Origin of the sequence: Streptomyces bottropensis ATCC 25435 (assembly GCF_000383595.1) — a bacterium.
In the GTDB taxonomy this organism is placed as follows: Bacteria; Actinomycetota; Actinomycetes; order Streptomycetales; family Streptomycetaceae; genus Streptomyces; species Streptomyces bottropensis.
Genome location: NZ_KB911581.1, coordinates 8,687,693 through 8,712,052 on the forward strand (window position 1 = coordinate 8,687,693; position 24,360 = coordinate 8,712,052).

Consider the following 24,360-nt stretch of genomic DNA (forward strand, 5'->3'; position numbering starts at 1 on the left):
CATCGATCTCCGATGCTGATGGCATCCCTAAATCAGGAGCGGCCAGGAGTCGCGTAGGTGATGCCGACGTCTCCGGCGGAGGTCGCGGCGAGTGCCACGACTTGCCAGATCGCGGCGGGAAGGCCATCCCGGGGGCCGCTCCAGGCATCGTTGAGGAGATCCACGGTCAATCCCGCGGTCTCGCCGTCCGGCCCCTTGGTCGAGAACTTGACCTCTTGGGCTGCCCACGGATTCGCGCCGACAGAGGCGAACTGCACCAGAGCGTGGTAGGCCGCGAAGTCCTTGCCGTTCCGGGTGAGGGTGAGAGTGCCCGGCTGAAGGTGGATGCCGACGTGTACCTGGGTGTCCTCCTGCACGACGGCAGGTTCGCCGGTAGCGCTCAGGTCCACGCTGCTCTCCAAGGGGGCGGGGGTGGGAGTTCAGTTGCTCAGCATGGCAGCTGACTGCCCGTCGGGGGAGGGCGTCCATTGACCGATCGGTTGTCGGGCGGCGTCGCGCCGAGGTCGACACACGCCAGGGCTGGGAGTCGACTTCCGGTACTCACCAGGAGTGTTCAGCTCACTTCCAGCTCTTCTACCAAAGCGCACACGCAAGTTGATTGAGATCAACTAAAGTGGTAGCAATGTCGGCACGCTTCCATGTGAAGCGCTGCATCGGAAGGGTCAGTCATATGGAGATTCCTGTTTCCGCCTGGGCCAGCGAGCTGTTCAACGACGAGCAGAGGGCTCGGGACGTACGCGACAGGATCGGCCAGGCGCTGGTCGACATGCAGGCCAATGCTCGTGCCTCACAGCAGGAGGCCGAGGTGTCCTCCAGTCAGGTCCACGGCGTAGCGCGCTACCGCGGAGCGTTCGAGCGTGTCAGCGAGCAGCTGGCAGACCTGCCGGGGGCCCAGCTCGTGAAGCCCAACGGCTTCCAGTTCGACCTGGTACGGGTCGGCAACGGGCTGCTCTACCCGTTCTGCTTCTCCAAGAAGGACGCCAACGTACGTACCGCACGGATCCAGAACGTGTGGTCGGTGATCCGGGAGCTGTTCGCCTTCGCCCCGCCCTCGGAGCAGGCAGACCTCTTCGGGGGGTACGCATTCGACCCGGGCGCGGTAGCGCTCAGGCCGAGACTGGCGGCCCTGCCGAAGGGCACGCGTCTGGTCCTCGTGCCCTTCGCCTGCAACGCAGCCGGACTGCTCAAGCCCTACTGGGGCGTTGCGGCGCTGGCCGACGAAAGCGGCACGCTGGAGTGGAACATCGACCCGGAGCCTCTGCCCTTGCCGGACACTCCGACGCCAAAGCTCACGATCCCGCAGCAGCTGACCGGCCACCCAGGCTTCGACGAGGGCGAGCAGCCCCTTGTCGCGCTGGCGCCCCGCCCCGACGCGGAGCGGAAGCTGAATATCCCTCCGGCGAGCGAAGTCGCTCCCATCGAACCTCTGGCAAGCGAGAACGATGAGAACTGATCACCCAGTCCTTCCAGGCTTGGAGGACCGTGCAGCAACGCCCCGCGCTGTGGCCGATGCCTTCGACCCGGCGCGGCTCACCCAGGCCCGGCGTCTCGCCGGGCTGACCAAGAAAGAGGTGGCCGACCATCTCGACGTCACTCCGGCGGCGGTGGGCCAGTACGAGACGGGCGTCTCCCGCCCGCGACCGGACCTAGTACCGCAACTGGCGAAAGCCCTCGATGTGCCGGTGGAGTTTTTCATCGCGGGAAGGCCGAGTCAGCGCCTCGACTCCTCGATGGCCCACTTCCGCGCCCTGCGCAGCACACCGAAGGCTCAGCGCGAGCGGGCTCTGGCGTTCGCCGAACAGGTGTGGGAGCTGACCTACGCGATGGAGCGCCGGGTGCAGCTGCCTCCTGTGGATCTGCCCGGCTTTGCCGGAGGGGAGGTGCAGCCCGGAGTGGCCCTGCCTGCGGAGCCGACCGCTGCCGCCCAGGAACTGCGGCGCCAGTGGGGCCTCGGCAACGGCCCGGTCACCCATCTCGTCCGGCGTATGGAGGCGCACGGCATCGTGGTGGTCCTGCCGGCCGAGGCGGACGCCGCCGCCGCTACGGTCGACGCGTTCTCCTCGCGCTCGGTGCGCCCGCTGGTGGTCCTCACCCGGAACCGGGCCAACGACGTCTACCGCCACCGCTTCACGGCGGCCCACGAACTCGGCCACCTGGTGCTGCACGGCGAAGCCACCGGTGACAGCAGGCAGGAACGTGAGGCGGACGCATTCGCCGCAGAGTTCCTCACCCCGCAGGCGAGCATTCTGCCCCTGCTGCCCCGCCGGATGGACCTTGGGCACCTGGCGGGCCTGCGCCGATCCTGGGGCGTATCCGTGCACTCCCTTGTGTACCGCTGCCGGGAACTGGGCCTGATCTCCGACGCCACCGCGAGCCGCACGTACCAGCGGCTCCGGGCCCTGGACGGCCAGCCCGGCTTCGCCCCGGAGCCAGTCAGCGGCTACCCGGGCGAGCAACCGGTCCTGCTGACCCAGGCGTTCGACCTGGCGGTCCAGGAGACAGGGCTGGGCGTACGAGAGCTGGCCCAGGAACTGGCCTGGCCGTTGGCGCGCGTCAGGGAATTGCTGGGGATGCCAGACAGCAGGCCAGTGCTGCGGCTGGTATGAGGCACGCGGTCGGTGATCCTCCTACAGCACACGGATCATGGCTTCTTCTCCCACCCGTCGCCGTCTTCGTCGGACCCCCGAGTCGGCATCTTCACGGTGGTACGACGGATGGAGAAGGGAGAAGTAGCCCTGCAGGCGGGTTGCCCCAAACCCAATCGTTGAAGCGGGGCGGCGTCGCCCACGAGGCGACGGATCTCAAATCCACGCTCGCGCCGGAGAACGTCGCGTCGTCGAAGCGGACCGTGCTACCCGAGAACGTCGCGTCGTCGAAGCGGACCGTGCCACCCGAGAACGTCGCGTCGTCGAAGTGGACGAGGCCGTCAGAGAACATCGCGTCGTCGAAGTGGACCCTGCTGCCGGAGAACGTCGCGTCGTCGAAGCGGACCGCGCCGCCCGAGAACTGCGCGCCGGTGAAACTGACCCTGCCGCCCGAGAACTGCGCGCTGGACAGATCTCCGCCGTCGAACAAGACGGCGGTGAAGTCGAAGTCGAGGCCCTGCCAGGAGTTCGGATGCGCGGGTGGCAGGCGGAGGTGATCGCGGATCAGGCGGATGACGGTGTGTCGTACTTCGCGTTCACCCTCCTTGTAGCTATTAGTGGCATTCGGGTTGGTCTGATACGGCATGCGTAGGTAAGCGCACAGGACGTCGATGCACACTTGGCACTGTTCTTCCCAGTCGTCCGCAAGCCGGGCGAGAGCGTAGGCGCCGGCGAGGCGCACGGCGGCTTTATCGTGCCCGAGCTGTTCGGCTGCTGTGGTGTAGCGGTCGGCGAACTGGTTGGCGTCGGCGCGATGGGCGTCGCTCTCGGCGAGGCGCTGCTTGCGGTAGGCGTACACGCCGGCCAGCACAGCGCCGGTCAGGGTGAGGATGGCGAGGGTGAGCTTGATGGCGTCCGCCGTGTTGGCGACGAGCGGGTCAACGACGAAGCGGTAGATCAGCCAGCCCGCGCCGACGGAGCCCAGGACGGTGATCGGGGCGACGATCCACACCCGCACCAGGCTCGGGGCGTGCCATCCGCCCGACGCTCTGCCCTGGTGGTACCACCTCGGTTTGCCTGTCACCCCTTCACCATGCGCGTGCTCCGTGTCCGCCCGGCGGTTGAGACGGCCGTTCGGCGGCGTACCGGCACCCGTGGGGGCGGCGAAATGCACTTGCCCTCTTGGGCCCGGCCGCCGGCAGTCTCCCCTCGCCCGTCACGGATGGCTACAGCACCTTGACCAGGGCATTCTCCTCCCAGCCGTCGCCTTCCTCGAAGTACCCCTCCATCGCTGCGCTGTTCTCGACCCATCCGCCCTGCTTGGCGATGACCTTGCGGTCGTTGCCGGCGCGCTTGGAGCTGGTGGCCAGCCCGCGGCGCGGGGAGTGCCCGGTGGGCCGGAAGTCCAGCTCGGCCCACTTGCCCAGCCGGGTGATGACGTCGCCGATGGTCTCGGGGTCGAGTCCGCCGTCCATGACGGTGTGCCAGCGGTTGTGCAGCGGCTTGTAGGCCCGGTTCTCGTATTGCTACGGCAGACGGACATGTAGCGGAGAGTGACGCTCCATCAGGGCCTGCCGCAGTAAATGCGTGCACCTCACCTGCGGAAACGTGGCCATTGTCCCTGGTGGAGTGGTCCGCCGTCGCAGTAAATACGCGGTTTACCGCGACGGACGTTCCGGCCGCTGACCAGGCTGGATACCCGCAGACGACACCTGGCCGTAGCTATACGAGAACAGGTCCATGGAAGAGGAGTTGGCCAGTTCGAGTCCGGGCGTGAGGAACACGCACTTCCTGGGCGCCCGCCGCGTGACACGGGTCACAGGAGATTCATTGCCGGTCGCTGCCGACGCCGTCGCCGATAGGTGAAGGTATGGACACGACCAGGAGGCGCTTCCGTGACCCCCTCTCCTCTCCGCGCTGCGGATCACTCGCCCACTCCCCCCTCGTTGGCCGCGGAGCCAGCAACGCTCTGGCGCGTGCGACGGCTCACCGTGTGCATCGAGGGAGCAACGCAGACGGTGGAGAACCTCTATCTGCGCAACACCTCGGACGGAAGCCTGTCCCGGGCACACCGGCCGTCCGCCGACGACCACGCTCCCGTGGTCCGGCACGACCAGCCCGTCCACCCCGCGGTCGAGCAGCGCCGCGAAATCCCATGGCGCGGCGAGAAGCGCAGCGAGGGGCGTCATCAGGCGGCGCGGATGCGCGCGCAGCGCCTGCCCGACCTGATTGAGGCGCTGAACGCCCGTGACATGGCGCTGAGGGGCGACGGTTACTGGGTGGACGAGTTCTCCCGCAACCTGCTGCACAAGCGGGGCGCGCGGTGGCGGCACGCCGTCTCCACCGCGCTGCTCGGAGACTGGGTCAACCCGCTGGCGGAGGGCCATCTGCCTCGGGAGGTCATCGGCTCCTTGAAGACGGAGGCCGAGCGCATCCACCTGCAGGAGGTCCCTCTGTGGCGGCGCGGCACCCGCAAGGGTCGTGTGCTGTCGCTCGACGCGCCCCTCGGCGACGGCCTGTGCCTGTATGACCTGCTCGACAGCCGGGACGACCTGCACGAGCTGGCGACCCGGGGCATGATCAGCGACGCTCGCCTGCTGTCCCTCCTGAAGGCGCTGACGGAGGACGAGGCGGCGGTCCTGCTGGCCCGGGCGGAGGAGTCCCGGATCACCTGGACCGAGGCAGCGAGCGCGGCTGGAGCCACAGACCCGGTCGCGCTCGGCGAGCGGGTCCGCCGCAAGGTGGCCCGGCTCGCCGACATGCAGCAGAAGCGGCACGAGGCCAGCGGCGGACAGTGGCTGCCCCTCCCCGGCCGGGGAGGCCGGTCATGAGCCTGCTCTTGGAGACTCGGTCCCTGACCGCGCAGCTGGGTGTCGAGGAGCCGGAGAGCGTGGCGCCGCTCTTCGAGGCGTCCCTCGCCGAGTTCCTCGGCGGGCTGGCCGTGATCGTCGTCGTGGCCGTCGTGAGCTGGATGATCCGCCAGCGTCGGCAGGGGGTGCGCCGCTACACCATGCTCAACAGCGTGGACGCGGACGGCAATCCGGTCCTGCACGTCACCACGCGGCGAGCGGGCACCGTCATCCGGCGCGACGTCGGCCGCGGGCCAGAGCGTTTCGAGCGGACCAGCAAGCCGATGGGTGACGGAACCTACGTCGCGGAGCCGCTCGACCGCTACGTCTGACCGCTGCTCCCGCACACGGCGGCAGCCAGTACACGGCAGGGCCCGGACGGGGGGAACCCGTCCGGGCCCTGCCAGCATGCTCCGTCCGTTCTACAGCACCTTGACCAGGGCGTTCTCTTCCCAGCCGTCGCCTTCCTCGAAGTACCCCTCCATCGCTGCGCTGTTCTCGACCCATCCGCCCTGCTTGGCGATGACCTTGCGGTCGTTGCCGGCGCGCTTGGAGCTGGTGGCCAGCCCGCGGCGCGGGGAGTGCCCGGTGGGCCGGAAGTCCAGCTCGGCCCACTTGCCCAGCCGGGTGATGACGTCGCCGATGGTCTCGGGGTCGAGTCCGCCGTCCATGACGGTGTGCCAGCGGTTGTGCAGCGGCTTGTAGGCCCGGTTCTCGTATTGCTACGGCAGACGGACATGTAGCGGAGAGTGACGCTCCATCAGGGCCTGCCGCAGTAAATGCGTGCACCTCACCTGCGGAAACGTGGCCATTGTCCCTGGTGGAGTGGTCCGCCGTCGCAGTAAATACGCGGTTTACCGCGACGGACGTTCCGGCCGCTGACCAGGCTGGATACCCGCAGACGACACCTGGCCGTAGCTATACGAGAACAGGTCCATGGAAGAGGAGTTGGCCAGTTCGAGTCCGGGCGTGAGGAACACGCACTTCCTGGGCGCCCGCCGCGTGACACGGGTCACAGGAGATTCATTGCCGGTCGCTGCCGACGCCGTCGCCGATAGGTGAAGGTATGGACACGACCAGGAGGCGCTTCCGTGACCCCCTCTCCTCTCCGCGCTGCGGATCACTCGCCCACTCCCCCCTCGTTGGCCGCGGAGCCAGCAACGCTCTGGCGCGTGCGACGGCTCACCGTGTGCATCGAGGGAGCAACGCAGACGGTGGAGAACCTCTATCTGCGCAACACCTCGGACGGAAGCCTGTCCCGGGCACACCGGCCGTCCGCCGACGACCACGCTCCCGTGGTCCGGCACGACCAGCCCGTCCACCCCGCGGTCGAGCAGCGCCGCGAAATCCCATGGCGCGGCGAGAAGCGCAGCGAGGGGCGTCATCAGGCGGCGCGGATGCGCGCGCAGCGCCTGCCCGACCTGATTGAGGCGCTGAACGCCCGTGACATGGCGCTGAGGGGCGACGGTTACTGGGTGGACGAGTTCTCCCGCAACCTGCTGCACAAGCGGGGCGCGCGGTGGCGGCACGCCGTCTCCACCGCGCTGCTCGGAGACTGGGTCAACCCGCTGGCGGAGGGCCATCTGCCTCGGGAGGTCATCGGCTCCTTGAAGACGGAGGCCGAGCGCATCCACCTGCAGGAGGTCCCTCTGTGGCGGCGCGGCACCCGCAAGGGTCGTGTGCTGTCGCTCGACGCGCCCCTCGGCGACGGCCTGTGCCTGTATGACCTGCTCGACAGCCGGGACGACCTGCACGAGCTGGCGACCCGGGGCATGATCAGCGACGCTCGCCTGCTGTCCCTCCTGAAGGCGCTGACGGAGGACGAGGCGGCGGTCCTGCTGGCCCGGGCGGAGGAGTCCCGGATCACCTGGACCGAGGCAGCGAGCGCGGCTGGAGCCACAGACCCGGTCGCGCTCGGCGAGCGGGTCCGCCGCAAGGTGGCCCGGCTCGCCGACATGCAGCAGAAGCGGCACGAGGCCAGCGGCGGACAGTGGCTGCCCCTCCCCGGCCGGGGAGGCCGGTCATGAGCCTGCTCTTGGAGACTCGGTCCCTGACCGCGCAGCTGGGTGTCGAGGAGCCGGAGAGCGTGGCGCCGCTCTTCGAGGCGTCCCTCGCCGAGTTCCTCGGCGGGCTGGCCGTGATCGTCGTCGTGGCCGTCGTGAGCTGGATGATCCGCCAGCGTCGGCAGGGGGTGCGCCGCTACACCATGCTCAACAGCGTGGACGCGGACGGCAATCCGGTCCTGCACGTCACCACGCGGCGAGCGGGCACCGTCATCCGGCGCGACGTCGGCCGCGGGCCAGAGCGTTTCGAGCTGACCAGCAAGCCGATGGGTGACGGAACCTACGTCGCGGAGCCGCTCGACCGCTACGTCTGACCGCTGCTCCCGCACACGGCGGCAGCCAGTACACGGCAGGGCCCGGACGGGGGGAACCCGTCCGGGCCCTGCCAGCATGCTCCGTCCGTTCTACAGCACCTTGACCAGGGCGTTCTCTTCCCAGCCGTCGCCTTCCTCGAAGTACCCCTCCATCGCTGCGCTGTTCTCGACCCATCCGCCCTGCTTGGCGATGACCTTGCGGTCGTTGCCGGCGCGCTTGGAGCTGGTGGCCAGCCCGCGGCGCGGGGAGTGCCCGGTGGGCCGGAAGTCCAGCTCGGCCCACTTGCCCAGCCGGGTGATGACGTCGCCGATGGTCTCGGGGTCGAGTCCGCCGTCCATGACGGTGTGCCAGCGGTTGTGCAGCGGCTTGTACGCGAAGTCGTCCGGGTCGGTCAGATCCGCCTCCGCCTTCCAGGCCCGCCACGCGCGCACCGGGCAGCTGCTCGGCCGGGAGCCGAACGGCACCTTCACCTTCCTCGGCTTGATCTTCGACACGCGCACGTTGACCTCCATGCCGTGCTCGGTGACGACGAAGTCGCGGAGGCGCAGGAAGGCGACCTCGTGCTCGCGCCCGGCGATGGCGAAGCAGGTCAGCCCGATGGAACGGTCACGGATGCCGAGGCGGTTGTCGGGCGCGGCGACCACGGTGGCGCGCAGGTGCTCGGCGAGCAGCGCGGGCGCCGGGCCCCGGCCCCGGGTCTCCTTGGTCTTCTGCATCTCCTTCACCTTGGCCTTGAGCACCCGGCGGGCGCGGGCGGCCACGGTCTTGTCGAGGACCAGGCCGTGGTCGGTGCGGCCGGTGACGACCACGCCGGACAGACGGCGGTCGATGGTCGAGGGCGCGGTGAAGGTGCCGGTGCGCCAACCGGGCTGGACCCACAGCCACTCGACGAACGCGGTCAGCGACCCGGGCGTGATGGCGGTGACGGGCAGTTCGAGCAGCGCGCAGAACTTCTCCCACTGCTTCCAGTCGGCGGCGTAGGAGTCGGTGGTGTTCGTCGGGCGGAGGTTCTTCTCGTGCTGGGCGGATCGCTCCTCCAGCTCCTGCAGTTTGGCGAGCACGTCGGGGGTGAACGCCGCGGTGTCCGGCGCCGCGGTGGTGCCCGCTGGTCCGGCCGACGCCGGCAGCACTAGCGAGGGGGTCACGACGTGCCGAACATCCGTACTCTTCTCGGTCTGCTCCATGACGTCCCGTCACGCACCTTTTTTCGTAGCGCTGTTTGTCGCATCTGGGTCACGCATATGTGAGCGTTATCCGGGATTTACGCGGCCGACAGGTGTCGCCGAACACCCGAAGGTCGTCAGGAGGGCCCCAATGGCCCGGCCCTCCCGGTGGCTCCGTCCTAGATCCGCCCCATCTCATCCCACTTGCCGTCATTCCCGGGTCCGGAATCCGGCAGGTTGAAGGATCCGCTGACATCGGGGCCGGAGCTGCTCGGGTGGTCGTACGCCTTCCCACCCACCAGCTGCCCCAGGAAGCGCCGCAACTGGTCAGACAGCCATCGCGACGAAGTGCGGACCTCCTCACCCGAGCGAACGCTGCGGTAGAGGCAGTAGCTGGACCACGCCGCCCCGGCCGAGGCGAACAACGACACAAACGACACAGCGGCGGCTACCAGCAGGGCATACGGGCCCTTCAGCATTTCGTAGCCCGCCGCCGGAATGGCGCCGGTCACCCCGCCCCACATCCAGACCGTGCCGCATGTCATCAGCACCAGGGCCAGGGCGCTGAGCGCCACCCGCAGGGTGACGACCGCCCGGGAGACATGGGTGGCCACCGTGCCCGGCGCGGTCCGCATGACCGTAGCCGTCTCCGCCTGGGTGAGCCCAAACGCCTTATGGCAGAGCACCGCGCGGCGCTGCTGGAGAGGCAGTTCGCCCAGTGCGGCCTCCAGATCGATGCGCAGGTCGGCCGTGCCGCACGGGTCCACGGCGGTGCCGGCGGTCTCCAGCCGTACGTCCGTGTCCAGCCTGCCGTACGCCTGGCCGGTGCCGTAGCGCTTGGCCGCCTGGCTGACCTCGTTGCGGATGACGGTGAAGACGTACGCCCGCAGGTGCTCGATCGGGTCGGTGCGGGCCAGTACCAGCGCGAAGGCGGTCTGTACGACGTCCTCGGGGTCCGCCGCGGACGGCGGGACCCCGTAGCGGTGCAGCCGCTTGCGGGCGTAGCCGACCATCTGTTCGTACCGCTCGGCAAACAGGTTCGGCACCGCCCCGGCGTGCTCTACCGCGCCCAACTCAGCCACGCCGCCCTCGCTTCCCCCTGCCGCGCCCCCGGCCCTGCCGACCGCTTAACTCGCCCTCGGCGCGGATCAGTTCTGCCTTCCCCGCGGCCCGGACACGGAACGCGATGCTGTGCAGAACCTTGGTCAGCCCCGGCGCGAACAGCAGCACCAGGAACACGACGACGCCGATACCCGTCAACTCCACCGGGTCCTCCAGTCTGCGGCCTGTCAGCGCCTCACCATGAAGCAGCGGCCGTACACACCCTGAGAGCCATCCGCCCGCCGGATTCTTGACATGGCGCCCAAGAATCTTTGGCGGAGGGGGCGGGGAAGCCGCTGCGGGTGCGGCGGCTTCCCCGCCGGGCCGGTCCCGGTGTAGGCAGAGCCCTGCGGCAGACCCGGGGGCTATGCCCCTCGGGTGGAGGGCCGCACCCTCGCGGCGGCCCTCCACTGGCGGGGGTCAGCGGGCTGTCGGGGAGGCGGTCGCACTCGACGGTGCGGTCGGCGGCCCGCCGGCCGGGGAGTCCTGCGGCCCCTGGTTCGGGGTCCAGGTGGTGGAGGGGGCCGGGGTGTCCCTCGGAAAGACGGACGGGTCCATCGCCCACACGACGTACAGGACCCCGAGGATCGCGACGCCGACACCGAGGGCACCACCGAGTTTGGGGTCGCGGTAGGCGATGAAGACGCCGACGCCGGCGAGGGCGAGGGCAACCACGAGTGCCAAGGTCATCGGCTCCCCCTGGAGAGAGCTTCCCCCTGAGGCAGCGGCGGAATGTAGCGGCCTCCAGGCGCCTCACGCAACCGGACATAGTTCTTTTTATGCCGCGAGTCGTGATTTACCCAACTCGACGGCGGCACGCTTGGAGCCTTAGGCTCGTCGACGGTACTGATGGTTCCACCCAATCGGTTTGAATCTTCGCGAAGGTTGCAAATCGGACGGCGGGGTCGTCGGACTATGCGGGCGGTCCCCTGTTGGCGCAGGGGACCGCTGTCTTTCTGCCTCCCGGGAGTCGGGGTCATCGGACTATGCGGGTGACAGCAGCCCGTTGGCGCGGTGCGGCCCCAACCATCCGCACCCGGGCGTCGATCTCGGCCCGGATGTCCTCATTCGTGGGACCGGTGCTGCTGTCGGAGAGAAGCCTAGTAGGGGCGCGCGGACCCCGAGGATTCACTCCCTCGGTGACGAAGCCTCAAAATCCCTGCTGACCTGGGAAAACGATCCCTCTGAAACTCGGTATGGGGTGCACACATGGGGGTACAGGAAGCGCTTCCTCACCCCTCCAGAAGGGTGTGGAGTGTACGTAGAGGGACCCCTAGTGCCCGTATCGCAGAGGGCGGGTTCTTCAACCATGGGCCCTTGGACCAAGGGCTGTTCGTCAACACGACGGGCGTCTCGTTCGGGGCAACCGGCAGCGCCTTACGTCTCCTTCGGACGGGTCGGCTTCGCAGGCTCGGCCCGGCGTACGCGGGCGTCGTGTACGGATCGCCGGAGCACATCCATGAAGTCGACCGGCTGCGGGCCCTGAACAGGCTCGGACGGCCCGGAGAGGTCGCGGGCGTTCAACTTGGCCTCGACAGTGGTGGCGAGGGCCTGGGCGTAGTGGTCGGTCAGGCCGGGGAGGTCGTCGAGGGTGTCGACCGTGCGTGCTTCGATGAGATCGACGGCGGCGGCCAGTTCGTCCTCCTCGACCTCGGCGGGGGAGGGCGCGGCGCCGGCCGGGGAGTGGATCTCGTCGCTCCAGCGCAGGGCATTGAGAACCAGGGCTCCGTTCAGAGGGCGGAGCATGCCGAGCCGTTCACGGTCCCCCCGGACGGCGAACTTGACGATGGCGACTTGCGAGCGGTGGGCGAGCGCCCGTACGAGCAGGACGTACGGGCGTATGCCGGTTGGTTCGGTGGCCGCCGCGAGGAAGTAGGAGGCGGCGCCGATCTGCCGCGGGTCGATGGAGCCGGCCGGGGCGGTGCCGAGCAGCTCGATCGCGTGCGCGGTGGGCAGCGGTATGTGGTCGAGGTCAGCGTCGCTGACGGGGATGACCTTGCCTCCGGGCAGTTCGTAACCGCGGCCGATCTCGTGCTCGGCGACGTCGCGGTCCTCAACATCGCAGCGCTTGCGGTGTCGGATCCGCCCATAACAGCCGCCGGCCGTGTGGACCAGGCGCAGCGGCGTCGTACCGCGCTCGGTCGCGCTAATCAGCCCGACAGGCACCGTGACCATTCCGAACACGATGTGCCCGTGCCAGATGACGGGATGGGGCATGGCTGCCCCCCTTCGTGACCTGCGTTTTCATACTAGGTCTGCGGGCCACGTGTGTCCTGCTACCGAGGTGACCGCCCCGGACGCCGGGACCGGAGTCGGTGCCTGGCCGGGGTGTCCGCTTCCGGTGTGACGGTCCGGCCCATGAACAGGACACCGGACCACCTGCCCCGCCGCTCGATCCGCTCTTACCTCACCGCCCGGCCCTGGCTGGAGCTGTACGCCTGGCTGCTGGCCGGGCTCCTCCTCGATACCCTCGTCCGCTGCGGCGGCGACGACTTCGACCCCACCTCGCCCTGGGACATGGGCGTCGGGCTGCTCGTGCTGGCGGCCGTCCGCACCGGACTGGTGCGGTGGGTGGCCGTGCTGCGGCGCCGGGACTGACGGCTCGTCCGGCCGGGGCCTCGCGCGCGTACGCGTGCGCGCATAAAGGTGGGGTCCAGAAAGTCCAGAAACTCGGCCGTCTCCCCGGTCAGGTCGGCGGCCGTGCGCGACAATCGCCGCGTGCAGGCTTCGAAGTTCCTCTCGGTCCGCGCGCTCGACCAGCTCCTCGATGGCCTGGGCGCCGGCGCGGCACGGCGGCGTCAGCTGGACATGGTGCGCGGGGAGTTGGAGCGGGCGCTGGACCGGGGCGCGCTGCCGGTCGGTGCCCGGCGCAGTCTGCGGCGGCTCCTGGAGGAAGAGGCGCTCGACCCGTACGTACGGCTCGCGGAGTCCGGGGTACTGCGGCACCGCAGGGTCGACGGGGACTTCCCGCCCACCTCCGCGGCGACCAACGAGATCCGCCGCAAGTGTGTCGACCTGTTGCGCGAGGCGCTGGGGATGCCCGCGCTGCGCTTGGGCGGCGGGGAGATCCTGCTGCAGCCCGCACCGGAGGCGGCCCCCCTCTCCGCGCTGACCCGCCAGCTCGACCGGTACCTGGCCGGGGCCATGTCCCCGGCGCAGACCCGGCTGACCGCCGTGCTCGCCATCGAGCTGGACACCGCGGCGCGCAGCGGGGAGCTGGTCGAGCTGCGCACCACCGACCGGGGCGACGACAACGCCGCAGTGTACGTCGAGCGGCGCCCCCAGGGCGGCGGCGGGGGAGGCGCAGGTTGCGGGCGACGTCGTACATCCGCTCACGCAGAGCCCGAAACGCCGCAGCACCAGAACCACAGGGAAGTCGATTCAGGCCTGCTTCGGGGTCGTGAACCGCCTGGTCAGGTTAGGTAGGTGCCATCCAGCCGACAGGCTCAGTCGAAGACCGATGCGCGGAAGATGTTGCGGATGTCCGTCAAGGTTTGTCGGTCGCGGGTGTAGTAGAGCTTATTGGTCAGCAGGACTGCCCACCGTTTGAGCCGGGGGGAGATCCACATGCCGGTGCCCGTGAAGCCGTAGTGGACCCAGATGTCGTCGGAAGCATCGGTGCCGGGTGCGGGGTGCCAGAAGAGACCGCGCGCGGGAGTCAGGGAGCCTGTCTGCATGGTGAGTGACTCCGCCGTCCACGCGGACCCGAATCCTGCCCGCGGCTGGAGGCTGTTCTGATCCAGCATGTAGCGCAGGAAGCGGGCAAGGTCTTCGCGGACAGTGAAGGCGCCGGCGATGCCGCATACGCCGCCGAGAAGGCGGGCGGAGAAGTCGTGGGCAGTGCCCTTGAGGTGGGTGTTGGTGTCGGGGTCGAGTTCGGTGGGCGCGCATCGGGCGGCGGTATCAGCGGGTAGGGGGCCGAAGCGGGTGGAGTTCATGCCCAGGGGCTGCCAGGTCCGTTCCGTGGCGAGTTGGTCGAGGGGCTGGCCGGAGATGTGTTCGGTGAGGTAGCCGAGGATGAGCGCGGCCCGGTCGGTGTATTCGACAGCCTCGCCCGGCGGGCGGTGCAGGGCTTCGTGCAGTGCGCCGTCGCGGATGTCCTGGGGGTCGGTGCCGTACAGGTTCTTCAGTTGGGCCCGTAGCGGGACGCCTGCGGTGTGGGTGAGGAGTTGGCGGGCCGTCACGGCCGCGAGCGGGTGGCCGTCGACCTCCGGCCAGAACTCCCCGAGGGGAGTGTCGAGGTCGAGTTTGCCTTCCTCCCACAGGGCTCCGACGGAGGACCAGACGGCAAGGATCTTGGTGAGGCTCGCGGCATCGAAGACGGTGTCGGGGCGCATCGGAGCATGCGGTTCGTCGGGGTCGAGGACCCCGGTGGTGCCGTGGGTGTGGATGCCGGAGGCGTCGCCGACTGCCCAGACCGCGCCGGGGTAGATCTTGTCGCGGACGCCTTCGTCGAGCAGGGCTTCAATGCGGTCGGTGCGGTTCGTCATGGTCTCCCTGTTCGCCGTGGGCATCCCGCCGGTCAGCGTAGTGACGGGGGTGGGTGGGGTGTGGCAATGGCGTGTCGGACATCGGCTGGCCAGGGTGGTTCTAGGTGAGTCGGCGGCCCAGATCGGTCAGGGCCTGGGCGGTGGCGGAGAGCGGGTAGCGGGCGGCGTTCGCGTAGCCCGCTTGTCGCAGAGCCGGGATCAGGCCAGGTGTCGTGCGTAGCCGGTCCAGGTCGCGGGCGAGAGCGGCGGGATTGGTGAAGTCGGTTGCCACGCCGGAGGCGGCGAGGGCTTCGCTGAGGCCGGGTACGGGTTGATAGAGGACAGGGACGCCGCAGGCTTGGGCCTCCAGTGCGACCAGGCCCATGGCCTCCAGGGTGGTGGAAGGCATGACCAGTAGGTCGTGCTCGGTGAAGGTCTTCCACAGCTGTGGACGGCGGAGCCAGCCGAGGTAGCGGGCTCGTACGCCGGCTCGTTGCAGGAGTGGGGTCAGAACGTGGAACTGGGCTTGGGGTGCGGCCATGCTCAGTTCGACGCCCGGCACCGAGGCCAGGCTCTTCACCAGGGCCTCGACGCCCTTCTCGGCCGTGAGTCGACCCGCGTACAGCAGCCGCAGATGGCTCGTCGGAGAGCGGGGAGGCTGGGCCGGTGGGTCGGTGATCAGGTGGTCGGGGATGCCCCAGGGGATGTGGGTGATCTTGCGGCGGTTGACCAGTGGGACGATTTTGCGGAGTTGGTCGGCCATCGCGCTGGTGGGGACGACGATGGCGTCGGCGGCCTTTGTCGTCTCGCGCAGCACCTGGAGCTGGTCGCGGTGGGCCTCGGCGAAGAGCAGGTCGGTGCCGTGGACCAGGGCGATGCGGGGGTGTGCGGGGAGGGCTCGGATCAGGGCGGGGGTGGCGCCGAAGGTGAGGTGCTGCAGGTGCAGAACGTCGATCCGGGTCGGGTCGATCGCGGCTGCCAGAGCCGAGCGAAGGGCGGCGACGTATTGGCTGAAGGCTTGGCCCTCCAGGCACTTCCCGGGGACTTGGAGGAGGTCGAGGCCGGCCGGGAGGTGAGGTCGCGGGCCGGTAGGGGCGAGCATGAACGCCCGTGCGGGGATGAGTGGTTGCTCGCCCGTGTAGAGGTCGAGGAAGAGTTCGACGCTGCCTCCCGGGGTTCCGGCGGGCAGGTCCAGCAGGGTGGCGGCCAGCGGCGCGGTGGTCGGTTGCGGGGTCACCGGACTCCTCCGGGGATCTCTTCGTAGAGGCGGGAGATGTCGATGCCGTCCGTCGCCGCGTACTTGGCGTCCTGCTGCTGGTAGCTGGCCGGTGTGCCGAAGGCGCTGAGGAAGACAAGCTTGCCGAAGGTCATGCCCGCGTAGATGCGAACCGGCCGGGCGGCACGGATCTCCAGGGTCCAGCGGATGGCGTGACCTTGGTGGCCGAGGGGGGCGGAGACGTGGACCCAGATACCGAGCGCGCCGATGGTTCGGTCGCCGTTGAGCATCTGCGCGTACGTCTCGGAGCCGGTCCTCTCCAGCGTGACGCCGAGGTAGAGGGAGCCGGGCTTCAACACCAGGCCCGCAGCCGGGATGGTCTGCTCGGTGAACTCGGTCGGGACGGCTGCGTCCAGGTCGCCGTCGCAGACCCGGATGGTGTCGCCGAGCCGCCAGTCGTAGGCGTTCGGGGAGAGACGGGCGGGGTCGTACGGGTCGATCGTGATCTCGCCTGCCTGGAGGGCTGCGTTGATCGCCGGGCCGGTGAGGATCACGAGGCGACCGCTTTGAGCCGGGCCGCGTCGCGCCAGTAGGCGGACGGCTGCGGGCCTACGGCGGCCTGGTACTTGCCCTGGTAAAGGGCGATGGCGCCGGTGGAGACGAAGAACATGATCTGCCCGATCCGCATGCCCGCGTACACCCGTAGCGGGCGGATCGGGGAGAGCATCAGCGTCCACTGGCCGTGGAAGCCGATGTCGCCGATCGGCGCGGTGATCTCGACGAACAGCCCGAGCCTGCCGACGGAAGAGCGGCCGAACAACAGCGGTACGAAGGAGTCGGAGCCAACCTGTTCGACGGTGTGCCCGAGGTACAGCTCGCCGGGCTGGAGCACGTATCCGCTCTTCCCGATCGTGACCTCGCGGGTGGGGTTGGGGCGGCGGGCGTCGATCACGGTGTCGGTGTAGGTCAGCAGGGTGGGGCCGAGGCGGACGTTGTAGCTGTTGGGGTTGACCTGTTCCGGTTCGAAGGGCGCGATGGTCAGGCGTCCGTCGTGGGCAGCGGCGGTGATCTCGGGCCCGGTGAGGATCATTGCTCGCCTCCTGTAGCAGTGTCGTCAGCGCCAGCCAGGGGTGTGACCAGGACGCTTCGTACGGCTTGGCCGAGCCGTAGTCCGGCTTGATGGGTTCGTCCGCCGAGGTGGCTGTCGGCGAGGTAGTCAGTCGTCAACACGCTCCTCGTCGCCGGGGGCAGAGGAGTGGGAGCGACGACCAGAGGACCGGCACGGTCCGTGACGTGGCCGAGCAACTGCTCGTGGTCCTGGGCATGATCGTCGGGGAGGCGAGCGTGGACGAGCCGATTGTCGAAGGGCTCGATGGTCAGCAGGTCGCCGAGGGTGAGCACTTCTCCGAGCGGCGTGGAACGCAGGGCAGTCTCGTTGAGGACGACCGCGTCGGCGCCGAGACCCGAGTGCAGTCGGCCGGCGACATCTGCCAGTAACTGGCGCCGGTCCAACGGGCCATTGCGGTAGGGCCCGTTCACGATGCCGAGCGGGCTCGCGAGCGTCCGGCCGACAAGCGCGATCTTGTCTCGCACCGTGGCGAGGCCCTCGGGCAGCCCGTGCGAGCTGGGGAAGGTGCCTGTGCGGGCGGCCCAGCCGGTTCCGATGGGCTCTGCGGTGGCGTACCCGATGCCGAGTTCGCGTCCCTTGACCACGAGGGTGTCGCCGACAGCTACGGGTCCATACGTGTCGCTGTGGCAGTGCCCGGAGAAGATGATGTCCGCGAAGGGGCAGGCGGCGGCCAGCTTCAGGTCCTCATCGAAGCCGGAGTGGGACAGCACGATCCAGGCGTCGGCGCGGTGGTGATGTTCAAGCATCACCTCGCGCAGGGCCTGAGCAGGGTCGATGACGTGGTGACCGATGCGGTCGCCGGCGGGGATCGCGTTGAACGCCTGGGTGCCGATCACTGCGGTGACGGCGACGCGTCGGCCGGCGATCCGCTCGATGCGTACGCGATCGAAGAGGGGCTTACCGTCGTCGTCGGTCGTGTTGGCGCACACGGTCATCTCGTGCAGCCCCGGCTCGAAATGGTGCCGCCAACCGTGATTCCCCGGGGCCAGCAGGTCGTAGAGGCTGGTGAGGATCTCGCGCTCGATCTGGCCCTGGCCGAGGCGGTAGAAGCCGCTGCCTTCGAAGAAGTCGCCGCAGTCCACGATCAGGCTCTCGGCCCTCGCGGCGTGGAGATGGGCGAGCATCGGTGCGGGGGAGGCGAAGGCGGAGTGGACGTCCGTCGTGGCGATGATCCGCCGTAACTGCCGGTTCATGGCGTGACCTCGCAGATGTCGGCGCCGAGGGCATACAGCTTGGTGGGAAGGTCGGCGTGGCCGCGTCGGAGCTGCTCCAGGCCGCCCAGGGTGGTGACGCCGTGCGCTGTCAGGCCGGCGATGAGCAGGGCGGAACCCGTGCGGATGTCGGTGGCCTCCACGCCAGCTCCGGTCAACTGCTGCGGACCGGTGAGACGGCACTTGGTCGGCGACAGCTCGTGGATCACGGCACCGAGACGCGTCAGCTGTGGCAGCAGGTTGCCGTGGCGGCCGGGGTTGATCGTGTCGGAGAAGAGGTGCGTACCGGGGCGAGTGAGGGCCAAGGCCATCAAGGACGGCTCGAAATCGGCATCCAGGCCCCCGGGGGCGAGGGAAGCGATGGCCCGCAGAGACCGGCTGGTGGGACGGGTTGCTCGTGCTCGGACGGTGAGCACGTCGTCCTCGGTGTCGGCGGGAACCCCGAGCCACCGCAAGGCCCTGACCAGGGGGACGACATCGTCACCGCGTACACCACAGATGCGTGCGTCGCCGCCTGTGACCGCGACCGCGCAGGCCAAGGTCCCGGCCTCGATCTTGTCCCCGGGCACCCGCCAGACGATGGTCTCCATGGGAGCGGCAAAAGGCGGCGCGAGAGCAAGAAGCGCCTCACTGACTCGGCACTGCCAGCCAGCCGTCCGCACCGCCTCAACAACAGCCAGCACTTCCGGTGAGAGGTTGGGCATCCCCAGCCGCAGTGGCCGTCCGGCCACGACCGCGCGCAGGAGAGCAGCGATGGTCGCGCCTCGGGAGCGGAAGGGCAACATGATCGAGACCGTTTCGGCCCGGGTGCTGGCTGCTTCCACGACATAGCCGTGGTCGTCGACGGTCGTGCGGTCCCCGAATCGTTCGTAGACCTTGAAGTGCTGCTCCATGCCGCGTTCCCCGATCCGGCAGCCCCCCGGCCAGGGGAGCCGCGCCCGCCCGTACAAGCCCAGCAGAGCGGGGACAAGGTAGTACGAGGCCCGGATGCGGGCGGCGATGTCAAGGTCGGACCCGGCTTGGGACTTGTCGCTCGGCAGGATCATCGCGGTGTGCGGGTCGCTGACGGGGCGGGCCGTGTGCCAGCCAGCCTGGTGGAGCAAGGTGAGCATCGTCTCGACGTCGGCGTTGGCCGGGACGTTGCCCACGTGCACCGGACAGTGCAGGGCCGCAGCTACGGCCAAAAGCGGCAGGGCTGCGTTCTTGGACCCGTCGACCGTCACGGAACCGGTGAGAGGGCTCCCGGGTCGGATGGCCACCACTTCGGCGGCGCCTGGAGGGATCCGTACGGCTGTCAACCGTCAACTCCTTTGCAGAGGAACGTGTCGTGAGGGCTGGGCTGGGGCGCCGACCTTGAACTCGGCCCAGCAGCGTTTGCCGGACGGCAGCGGATCGACTCCGTGGCGATCAGCCAGGGCGGCGACGAGGAACAAGCCGCGACCGCCCTCTGCCTCCATGTCCGGCAGTCCGGCTCGTGGGACCTTGCGGTCGGCATCGGTCACCTCGATCAGCAGACGCTCGCCGTTGAGGCGGGCGCCGGCCGAGATCGGGCCCTCGCCCGCGTGCCGCACCGCGTTCGTCAGCAGTTCGGCGGCGACCAGCTCTGCCGTGCTCAGCAGGTCCTGGTCGAGGGAGGCGTCCCAGCGCCGTATCCCGTTCGCGAGCCGCCGCCGCGCGGAGCGGGCGGCGGCAGGTGTGCCGTGAACGGAGAATCGGATCTGGTGCGCTTCCATGAGCTGCCTCCTGGATCGGTGCGGCTGCTCCACGCAACCGCTCCGGAGGCGAGCGGGACTACGCCGTGTGCCGGGGCTGCATCACTTATGCAGGAGCCGCATCGCGGTGAATTGCCGCTCGGTTACGCTCGGTTGAGCAGGCAGGATCGGCGACGGCAGGAGGGGCCGTGGCACAGATGGCCGAAGAACAGAGCGAGGCGAGACGGATCGGCGAAGTGATCCGTCAGGCACGCGTGTTACAGCGGCGCTCGCAAAAAGATGTGGCCGCCGCACTGGGGTATCACCAGTCGAAGGTGAGCCGTCTGGAGAGCGGCAGGGGCACGGAGGACGTGCGCACGCTGCGCGAGGTCGCGCAGGCGCTGGACATTCCAGCGCACCGTCTCGGCCTCGCCGCCGCATCTGACACCGGCCCCGCCGCTGAGCCCGGAGCAGAGGACATGCACCGCCGTACCTTCCTTGCCGCGAGCGTGGCCGCGCTCGCGGCTCCACCGCCGTCATCGTCGTCGACCACCGCGCATCACGACCTGATCCGGGTCCTGATGCCGGGCACGAGCCCCGCCGCCACCGGGCAAGCCTTGGGCATCGACGAGTTGCGGACCCGGGTGCGGGCAGTACGCCGGATGTTCTACGTGTGCGACTACGTGGAACTGGAGCAGACCCTGCCGGGGCTGATCGCCGACCTGCGCCAGGCCGCCGGCGGTGGCTCCTCCTGCTCGGCGGAGGCGTCCGGGCTGCTCGCGACCGCGTACCAGACCTCGGTAAGCCTGCTGCTGAAACGAGCCGACCAGGGCAACGCCTGGCTCGCGGCCGGTCGGGCCATGGCCGAGGCGGAACGATCCGGAGACCCGGTCGTCCTAGCCGCCAGCGTCCGCGTGCACGCCCACGTCCTCGTACGGGACAAGCACACCGCCCAGGCCGTGAACATGGTCCGCCACACCGCCGACCAGCTCACCGGCTCCTACGACCAGCGCTCCCCCCGCTACCTGGCGGCGGTCGGACTGCTCCTGCTGCGCGGGGCGACCGCCGCCAGCAGAAACGGCGACCGCGACACCACCCAGGACTTCCTCACCGAGGCCAAGGAAGTGGCCCGCTACGTCGCCTTCGACCAACCGGACGCCTGGGCGAACTTCAGCCCCACCAACGTCGCCCTGCACGAGCTCAGCGCGGCCGTCTCCTTCGGCGACGCCGGCATCGCCCTGCAGACCGCACGCCCCCTCATGCGCCGGCACATTCCCGTCCCCGAGCGCCGAGCCGCCCTCTGGGTGGAGACCGCCCGCGCCTACAGTCAGCAGGGCAGACTCGCCGACGGCTACCAGGCCCTGCGCATCGCCGAAAGCTGCGCGGCACAGGACATCCGCCGCCCGGCCGTACGCGAACTGGTCGCCGACATGGCAGCCCGCGACCGCCGCCGGGCCCTGCCCGAACTGCACCACTTCAGCCGCCAACTGGGAGTGCCCGCGTGAGTGACCAGCCCGACAAGCCGTTCCTCCAGATCGTGGTCTGCGCGGCCGGAGTCGCCGGTGACATCGGCAAACTGATCACCGCAGCACACGAACGGCAGTGGGACGTCGGCGTCGTCGCCACACCACAAGGGCTCAGCTTCCTCGACGTGGAGGCGGTGGAGAACCAGATCGGGCGCCCCATCCGCTCCGCTTGGCGCTCGGCGGGCGAACCGCGCCCGACCCGGCCCGCCGACGCGATCGCCGTCGCCCCGGCCAGCTTCAACACCGTCAACAAATGGGCCGCCGGAATCTCCGACAACCTCGCCCTCGGCATCCTGTGCGAAGCACCCGCCATGGACGTCCCCATCGCCGTACTGCCGTATCTGAACTCGGCCCAGGCCGCCCACCCCGCATACCGCCGGAGTCTGGAGCAGCTACGCGAGATGGGCATCCTGATCGGCTCGTACGAACCCCACCGGCCGAAGGCCGGCGGCGGGGCCGACCGCTACCGCTGGGAACAAGTGCTGGAGCTGCTCGCCCACAGACTGTCCGCGCGGTTGTGATCAGCGCCGCTGTGCTTGCGACGGTTGTGAAGCCGGGACGACGGCAGCTGGGTGGACTGGAACATGGCGAAGCTGTGTGGCGCCCGGCCCCTGTGCTGCTCGGGCTTGAGCGCCGGGCGCCGGCCTGCCGCTGAGGCGTTCGATGCGCCAGGTCAGTACCCGTGCCGGGTAGTCGGCGTCGTCCAGGGCGCGCTGGTCGACTGCCTGTTGGAGGAGCCTCTCCACGTCGTGGCCCGCTGCTTCTGCCTCAGTGAGCGTGGCGGTGAGGGCGTCGAAGGCGGTGTCTGCGATGACCTGCTCGACGTGTTCGGGTACGACCTGACGAAGGTGACGGATGTGCCGGTCCACGGTCTGCTGGGGCAGTCGGCGCTGGGCGAGGGCGGCCAGCGGCGCGGCTGCGGCTTGGTCATAGGCAGCCTGGAGGTGGAGCAGGCTCTGGTGGGCGGCTGCGACTTGTTGGTCGTGGTGGCGGAGCTGGTGCCAGCGGGCGGCGGCGATGACGGTGAGGATCGCGACGTCGAGGAACATCGCCAGGGCTGTGCCGTCTTTGGGGGCGGGCTCGCGGAGCATCGCTCGTACAGCGCCGCGCAGAGCTCGGGCGTGGTGGTGTTCGGCCTGAACACGGGATCGTGTGGCGCGCTCGAAGGCGGTAGCCGCTTCTCGAAGTTGGGGGCGCAGGTCCTGGGGGGCGACGAAAGGTAGGGCATCCAGGGCTTCGCCGAAAGCGGCTATATGGGCTTGGGCGGCTTCGTCGTCGGTCTGGTCGAGGTGGTGGGGGATGCGTTCGGTGGCGGCGGTGGCCTGGTGCCAGGGGTTGGGACGGCGTCGGCCTGGCCGGTCGTTGGGCTGTGGGTCGATGTTCTCCAGGCGCTGTCGGATCTTGGGGAGGGACAGGTCGGGGGCGAGGTCGTAGCCGGAGAACCAGACGGGCTGCTTGTCGGCGGTGGTGGTGTCTTCGCTGGCGACCTTGTAGCCGCGTACGTCGCCGGAGGGGAAGTACACGATCTCGACGAGGACGCCGTCGGTGTGGCTGAGCAGGTGGACGAACTCCTCGACGCTTGAGGCGGCGGCCACGGCGGTGCGGATCGTGGCGCGCAGTCGTTCGCGGGCGGGCTTGTCATGGCCGGCGCGGAGGGCCTTCTCCTGTTCGGCACGGGTGGGCCGTTTGGCGGCGGTGCGGTCTCCGCGTGCGACGCGGAAGAGGCCGTACTCCTTCTCGATGGCGGCGAGTTCACGGTTGGCGTTGATGTAGTCGTTCCAGTGGCGTGCGGTGCTCAGGTCGCCGCGCACCTTGGTGGCGGCGATGTGGATGTGGTCGGGGGCGTGGCGGACGGCCACCCACCGGCAGCCGTCCGGGTCACCGTCCGGCGCGATGCCCGTGGCCGCCACGACGCGGCGGGCGATGTCGGCCCACTCCTCGTCGCTGAGGTGGCGGTCGGACTTGGCGGCCCGGATCGAGCAGTGCCACACATGCTGCTCGGGGGCGCGGTTGAGCCGCCGGGCTTGCTTGACGTGCAGGTCGAGGTCGGCCACGAGGAGTTTCTTGGTGGCGTCGAAGTCGTCGGCGCGGCCGGGGTCGGGGGCGAAGCCGTCCCAGGAGGCGACCAGGTGCGGATCGGTGTGGTCCTTGGCCCTCTTCGTGTCGAACAGGTACCGGATCAGGCCCGCGGTGCTCTTGCCGCTGCTGATCTTCGGGATCATCAGGCCGCCTTCACGGTGACGGCCTGGTTGGCGGCGGACGCGATGTGGCGGACGGCGGCGCCCACCGCACTCACGGTCTGCTCGGCCTGGGCCAGGACGGCTGTATCCCTAGAGTGTGGATGACCGCCGGAGTTGACCTTCTTGGCGATCTGGTTGACGTTGTGGCCGATCTTGGCGACCTCTCGGCGCAGGGCGGTCAGCTCGTCGATGTAGTCGTCGAGCTCGGTGCGCTGGCCGGGCAGGCCGAAGTCACCGTGGACGTGGGCCATGACGACGGCGCCGACGTAGTGGGCGGCTGCGATGTTCAGCGACCGGGCCTCGGCGAGGATGTCGGCCTTCTCGTCGACGCTGTAGCGGACGTCGACACGCTCCTTGCGCTGGACTGCTTGACGCTGGCGGCGTCGGGCGACACGGTGCAGCGCGGCAGTGTCGGCGGCTCGTGGCAGCGGCACGGCGGCGGTGTCGGTGCTGTCGGGTTGTTCCTCCTCGGGTGCCCCCTGGTGCCCGAGTGCCTCCGCCACCCCCGGGGCGGAGGCATCCCCGTTGGGGCCGTCCTTGGACGGTCCAACGGCATACCTTGCTGACGCGGTCGTGGCTGGCGCGGCGGTCATCTCCACCTGAGTGGTGGAGGGTTCGTGGGACACGTCGTGCATGCGGGTTCTCCGTGTGGTGATCTGAGTCGTCGCACCCGTCGCATGCCTGGTCAAGGCAGGTACGGGTGAGGTGTCGAGGTGGGGTCGACTCGTCACGAGTACTTGCTCCGTCCCCGTGCCAGCCCGCACGGGGACGGAAGATACGAGTCGAGGAGGCCGGGGACGCC

28 protein-coding genes are annotated in these 24,360 nt (G+C 69.4%); 10 read left to right on the top strand and 18 right to left on the bottom strand.

Annotated features, from left to right (window positions below):
- Positions 1-32: 32 nt before the first annotated feature.
- On the bottom strand, positions 33-356 hold the full coding sequence (locus STRBO_RS0138510) for a hypothetical protein (RefSeq protein ID WP_005477555.1): 324 nt from the start codon (positions 354-356) through the stop codon (positions 33-35).
- Between the two features lie 266 nt (positions 357-622).
- Here STRBO_RS0138510 and STRBO_RS0138515 point away from each other — a divergent pair, with 266 nt between their 5' ends.
- Positions 623-1,453, top strand: coding sequence for a hypothetical protein (locus STRBO_RS0138515; protein WP_237547387.1), 831 nt, complete (start codon positions 623-625; stop codon positions 1,451-1,453).
- A 49-nt stretch (positions 1,454-1,502) separates the two neighbouring features.
- A complete protein-coding gene (locus tag STRBO_RS0138520; RefSeq protein WP_005477558.1) occupies positions 1,503-2,606 on the top strand; it encodes a helix-turn-helix domain-containing protein in 1,104 nt (367 codons plus the stop codon).
- A 91-nt stretch (positions 2,607-2,697) separates the two neighbouring features.
- Here STRBO_RS0138520 and STRBO_RS0138525 read toward each other — a convergent pair whose 3' ends face one another.
- Together STRBO_RS0138525 and STRBO_RS0138530 are read right to left on the bottom strand one after the other, a co-directional pair.
- Positions 2,698-3,597 (bottom strand): pentapeptide repeat-containing protein, encoded by a 900-nt coding sequence (locus STRBO_RS0138525; RefSeq protein ID WP_020115757.1) that lies wholly within the window; start codon positions 3,595-3,597, stop codon positions 2,698-2,700.
- A gap of 214 nt (positions 3,598-3,811) precedes the next feature.
- Positions 3,812-4,060: a site-specific integrase gene (locus tag STRBO_RS0138530; protein WP_020115758.1), complete on the bottom strand. Its 249-nt coding sequence runs from the start codon at positions 4,058-4,060 to the stop codon at positions 3,812-3,814.
- Positions 4,061-4,561: 501 nt separating this feature from the next.
- Between STRBO_RS0138530 and STRBO_RS0138535 the strand changes: the two genes are divergently transcribed.
- A complete protein-coding gene (locus STRBO_RS0138535) occupies positions 4,562-5,416 on the top strand; it encodes a hypothetical protein (RefSeq protein WP_005479629.1) in 855 nt (284 codons plus the stop codon).
- The gene (locus STRBO_RS0138540) at positions 5,413-5,766 is read left to right on the top strand and encodes a hypothetical protein (RefSeq protein WP_020115760.1); all 354 of its coding nucleotides are present in this window, start codon (positions 5,413-5,415) and stop codon (positions 5,764-5,766) included. The genes STRBO_RS0138535 and STRBO_RS0138540 overlap by 4 nt, the downstream gene beginning before the upstream one ends.
- A gap of 90 nt (positions 5,767-5,856) precedes the next feature.
- On the opposite strand, the gene STRBO_RS0138545 is transcribed toward STRBO_RS0138540, so the two are convergent.
- A complete protein-coding gene (locus STRBO_RS0138545) occupies positions 5,857-6,105 on the bottom strand; it encodes a site-specific integrase (RefSeq protein ID WP_020115758.1) in 249 nt (82 codons plus the stop codon).
- Positions 6,106-6,606: 501 nt separating this feature from the next.
- Here STRBO_RS0138545 and STRBO_RS0138550 point away from each other — a divergent pair.
- A complete protein-coding gene (locus STRBO_RS0138550) occupies positions 6,607-7,461 on the top strand; it encodes a hypothetical protein (protein ID WP_005479629.1) in 855 nt (284 codons plus the stop codon).
- A complete protein-coding gene (locus STRBO_RS0138555) occupies positions 7,458-7,811 on the top strand; it encodes a hypothetical protein (protein WP_020115761.1) in 354 nt (117 codons plus the stop codon). Before STRBO_RS0138550 ends, STRBO_RS0138555 begins: the two co-directional genes overlap by 4 nt.
- Before the next feature lie 90 nt (positions 7,812-7,901).
- Here the strand turns inward: STRBO_RS0138555 and STRBO_RS0138560 are convergent, their stop codons facing one another.
- The 5 genes from STRBO_RS0138560 to ku all read right to left on the bottom strand — a co-directional run bounded on the left by STRBO_RS0138560 (position 7,902) and on the right by ku (position 12,293).
- On the bottom strand, positions 7,902-8,996 hold the full coding sequence (locus STRBO_RS0138560; RefSeq protein WP_020665677.1) for a site-specific integrase: 1,095 nt from the start codon (positions 8,994-8,996) through the stop codon (positions 7,902-7,904).
- A 158-nt stretch (positions 8,997-9,154) separates the two neighbouring features.
- Entirely contained in the window at positions 9,155-10,021 is an 867-nt protein-coding gene (locus STRBO_RS0138565; RefSeq protein WP_005482585.1) for an RNA polymerase sigma factor, read from the bottom strand.
- Between the two features lie 28 nt (positions 10,022-10,049).
- Positions 10,050-10,241, bottom strand: coding sequence for a hypothetical protein (locus STRBO_RS0138570; RefSeq protein ID WP_005482587.1), 192 nt, complete (start codon positions 10,239-10,241; stop codon positions 10,050-10,052).
- A gap of 255 nt (positions 10,242-10,496) precedes the next feature.
- Positions 10,497-10,766, bottom strand: coding sequence for a hypothetical protein (locus tag STRBO_RS0138575; RefSeq protein WP_005482588.1), 270 nt, complete (start codon positions 10,764-10,766; stop codon positions 10,497-10,499).
- Between the two features lie 687 nt (positions 10,767-11,453).
- On the bottom strand, positions 11,454-12,293 hold the full coding sequence (gene ku, locus STRBO_RS0138580; RefSeq protein ID WP_005482590.1) for a non-homologous end joining protein Ku: 840 nt from the start codon (positions 12,291-12,293) through the stop codon (positions 11,454-11,456).
- A gap of 141 nt (positions 12,294-12,434) precedes the next feature.
- On the opposite strand from ku, the gene STRBO_RS0138585 reads away from it, so the two are divergent.
- Complete coding sequence (locus STRBO_RS0138585) at positions 12,435-12,674, top strand: hypothetical protein (protein WP_158690975.1); 240 nt, start codon at positions 12,435-12,437, stop codon at positions 12,672-12,674.
- 120 nt (positions 12,675-12,794) lie between these two features.
- Positions 12,795-13,502, top strand: coding sequence for a hypothetical protein (locus STRBO_RS0138590; protein ID WP_020665678.1), 708 nt, complete (start codon positions 12,795-12,797; stop codon positions 13,500-13,502).
- Positions 13,503-13,522: 20 nt separating this feature from the next.
- On the opposite strand, the gene STRBO_RS0138595 is transcribed toward STRBO_RS0138590, so the two are convergent.
- The 7 genes from STRBO_RS0138595 to STRBO_RS0138625 all read right to left on the bottom strand — a co-directional run bounded on the left by STRBO_RS0138595 (position 13,523) and on the right by STRBO_RS0138625 (position 19,834).
- Positions 13,523-14,566, bottom strand: coding sequence for a serine hydrolase domain-containing protein (locus STRBO_RS0138595; RefSeq protein ID WP_020115766.1), 1,044 nt, complete (start codon positions 14,564-14,566; stop codon positions 13,523-13,525).
- Positions 14,567-14,666: 100 nt separating this feature from the next.
- Positions 14,667-15,782, bottom strand: coding sequence for a glycosyltransferase family 4 protein (locus tag STRBO_RS0138600; protein WP_005482603.1), 1,116 nt, complete (start codon positions 15,780-15,782; stop codon positions 14,667-14,669).
- A complete protein-coding gene (locus STRBO_RS0138605; RefSeq protein ID WP_005482605.1) occupies positions 15,779-16,315 on the bottom strand; it encodes a dCTP deaminase in 537 nt (178 codons plus the stop codon). The genes STRBO_RS0138600 and STRBO_RS0138605 overlap by 4 nt, the downstream gene beginning before the upstream one ends.
- Positions 16,312-16,851: a dCTP deaminase gene (gene dcd, locus STRBO_RS0138610; protein WP_005482608.1), complete on the bottom strand. Its 540-nt coding sequence runs from the start codon at positions 16,849-16,851 to the stop codon at positions 16,312-16,314. Before dcd ends, STRBO_RS0138605 begins: the two co-directional genes overlap by 4 nt.
- The gene (locus STRBO_RS0138615) at positions 16,848-18,083 is read right to left on the bottom strand and encodes a bifunctional UDP-sugar hydrolase/5'-nucleotidase (protein ID WP_005482610.1); all 1,236 of its coding nucleotides are present in this window, start codon (positions 18,081-18,083) and stop codon (positions 16,848-16,850) included. Before STRBO_RS0138615 ends, dcd begins: the two co-directional genes overlap by 4 nt.
- A complete protein-coding gene (locus STRBO_RS0138620; protein ID WP_028797096.1) occupies positions 18,080-19,363 on the bottom strand; it encodes a UDP-N-acetylglucosamine 1-carboxyvinyltransferase in 1,284 nt (427 codons plus the stop codon). Before STRBO_RS0138620 ends, STRBO_RS0138615 begins: the two co-directional genes overlap by 4 nt.
- A 39-nt stretch (positions 19,364-19,402) precedes the next feature.
- A complete protein-coding gene (locus tag STRBO_RS0138625) occupies positions 19,403-19,834 on the bottom strand; it encodes an ATP-binding protein (protein ID WP_020115767.1) in 432 nt (143 codons plus the stop codon).
- Between the two features lie 176 nt (positions 19,835-20,010).
- Between STRBO_RS0138625 and STRBO_RS0138630 the strand changes: the two genes are divergently transcribed.
- Both STRBO_RS0138630 and STRBO_RS0138635 read left to right on the top strand, forming a co-directional pair.
- Positions 20,011-21,297, top strand: coding sequence for a helix-turn-helix domain-containing protein (locus STRBO_RS0138630; protein ID WP_028797097.1), 1,287 nt, complete (start codon positions 20,011-20,013; stop codon positions 21,295-21,297).
- Positions 21,294-21,839: a flavoprotein gene (locus STRBO_RS0138635; protein ID WP_005482621.1), complete on the top strand. Its 546-nt coding sequence runs from the start codon at positions 21,294-21,296 to the stop codon at positions 21,837-21,839. The genes STRBO_RS0138630 and STRBO_RS0138635 overlap by 4 nt, the downstream gene beginning before the upstream one ends.
- On the opposite strand, the gene STRBO_RS0138640 is transcribed toward STRBO_RS0138635, so the two are convergent.
- Positions 21,840-23,540, bottom strand: a complete 1,701-nt coding sequence (locus STRBO_RS0138640) for a relaxase/mobilization nuclease domain-containing protein (RefSeq protein ID WP_005482622.1) — start codon at positions 23,538-23,540, stop codon at positions 21,840-21,842.
- Positions 23,540-24,193: a MobC family plasmid mobilization relaxosome protein gene (locus tag STRBO_RS0138645; RefSeq protein ID WP_005482623.1), complete on the bottom strand. Its 654-nt coding sequence runs from the start codon at positions 24,191-24,193 to the stop codon at positions 23,540-23,542. The genes STRBO_RS0138640 and STRBO_RS0138645 overlap by 1 nt, the downstream gene beginning before the upstream one ends.
- Between the last annotated feature and the right edge of the window lie 167 nt (positions 24,194-24,360).

Bases quoted from the DNA above. Each gene is read 5' to 3' on its own strand.
- STRBO_RS0138515 (WP_237547387.1), top strand. From the start codon at position 623: ATGTCGGCACGCTTCCATGTGAAGCGCTGCATCGGAAGGGTCAGTCAT.
- STRBO_RS0138530 (WP_020115758.1), bottom strand. From the start codon at position 4,060: ATGGACGGCGGACTCGACCCCGAGACCATCGGCGACGTCATCACCCGG.
- STRBO_RS0138540 (WP_020115760.1), top strand. From the start codon at position 5,413: ATGAGCCTGCTCTTGGAGACTCGGTCCCTGACCGCGCAGCTGGGTGTC.
- STRBO_RS0138545 (WP_020115758.1), bottom strand. From the start codon at position 6,105: ATGGACGGCGGACTCGACCCCGAGACCATCGGCGACGTCATCACCCGG.
- STRBO_RS0138555 (WP_020115761.1), top strand. From the start codon at position 7,458: ATGAGCCTGCTCTTGGAGACTCGGTCCCTGACCGCGCAGCTGGGTGTC.
- STRBO_RS0138560 (WP_020665677.1), bottom strand. From the start codon at position 8,996: ATGGAGCAGACCGAGAAGAGTACGGATGTTCGGCACGTCGTGACCCCC.
- STRBO_RS0138575 (WP_005482588.1), bottom strand. From the start codon at position 10,766: ATGACCTTGGCACTCGTGGTTGCCCTCGCCCTCGCCGGCGTCGGCGTC.
- ku (WP_005482590.1), bottom strand. From the start codon at position 12,293: ATGCCCCATCCCGTCATCTGGCACGGGCACATCGTGTTCGGAATGGTC.
- STRBO_RS0138585 (WP_158690975.1), top strand. From the start codon at position 12,435: ATGAACAGGACACCGGACCACCTGCCCCGCCGCTCGATCCGCTCTTAC.
- STRBO_RS0138595 (WP_020115766.1), bottom strand. From the start codon at position 14,566: ATGACGAACCGCACCGACCGCATTGAAGCCCTGCTCGACGAAGGCGTC.
- dcd (WP_005482608.1), bottom strand. From the start codon at position 16,851: ATGATCCTCACCGGGCCCGAGATCACCGCCGCTGCCCACGACGGACGC.
- STRBO_RS0138615 (WP_005482610.1), bottom strand. From the start codon at position 18,083: ATGAACCGGCAGTTACGGCGGATCATCGCCACGACGGACGTCCACTCC.
- STRBO_RS0138625 (WP_020115767.1), bottom strand. From the start codon at position 19,834: ATGGAAGCGCACCAGATCCGATTCTCCGTTCACGGCACACCTGCCGCC.
- STRBO_RS0138630 (WP_028797097.1), top strand. From the start codon at position 20,011: ATGGCCGAAGAACAGAGCGAGGCGAGACGGATCGGCGAAGTGATCCGT.
- STRBO_RS0138640 (WP_005482622.1), bottom strand. From the start codon at position 23,540: ATGATCCCGAAGATCAGCAGCGGCAAGAGCACCGCGGGCCTGATCCGG.
- STRBO_RS0138645 (WP_005482623.1), bottom strand. From the start codon at position 24,193: ATGCACGACGTGTCCCACGAACCCTCCACCACTCAGGTGGAGATGACC.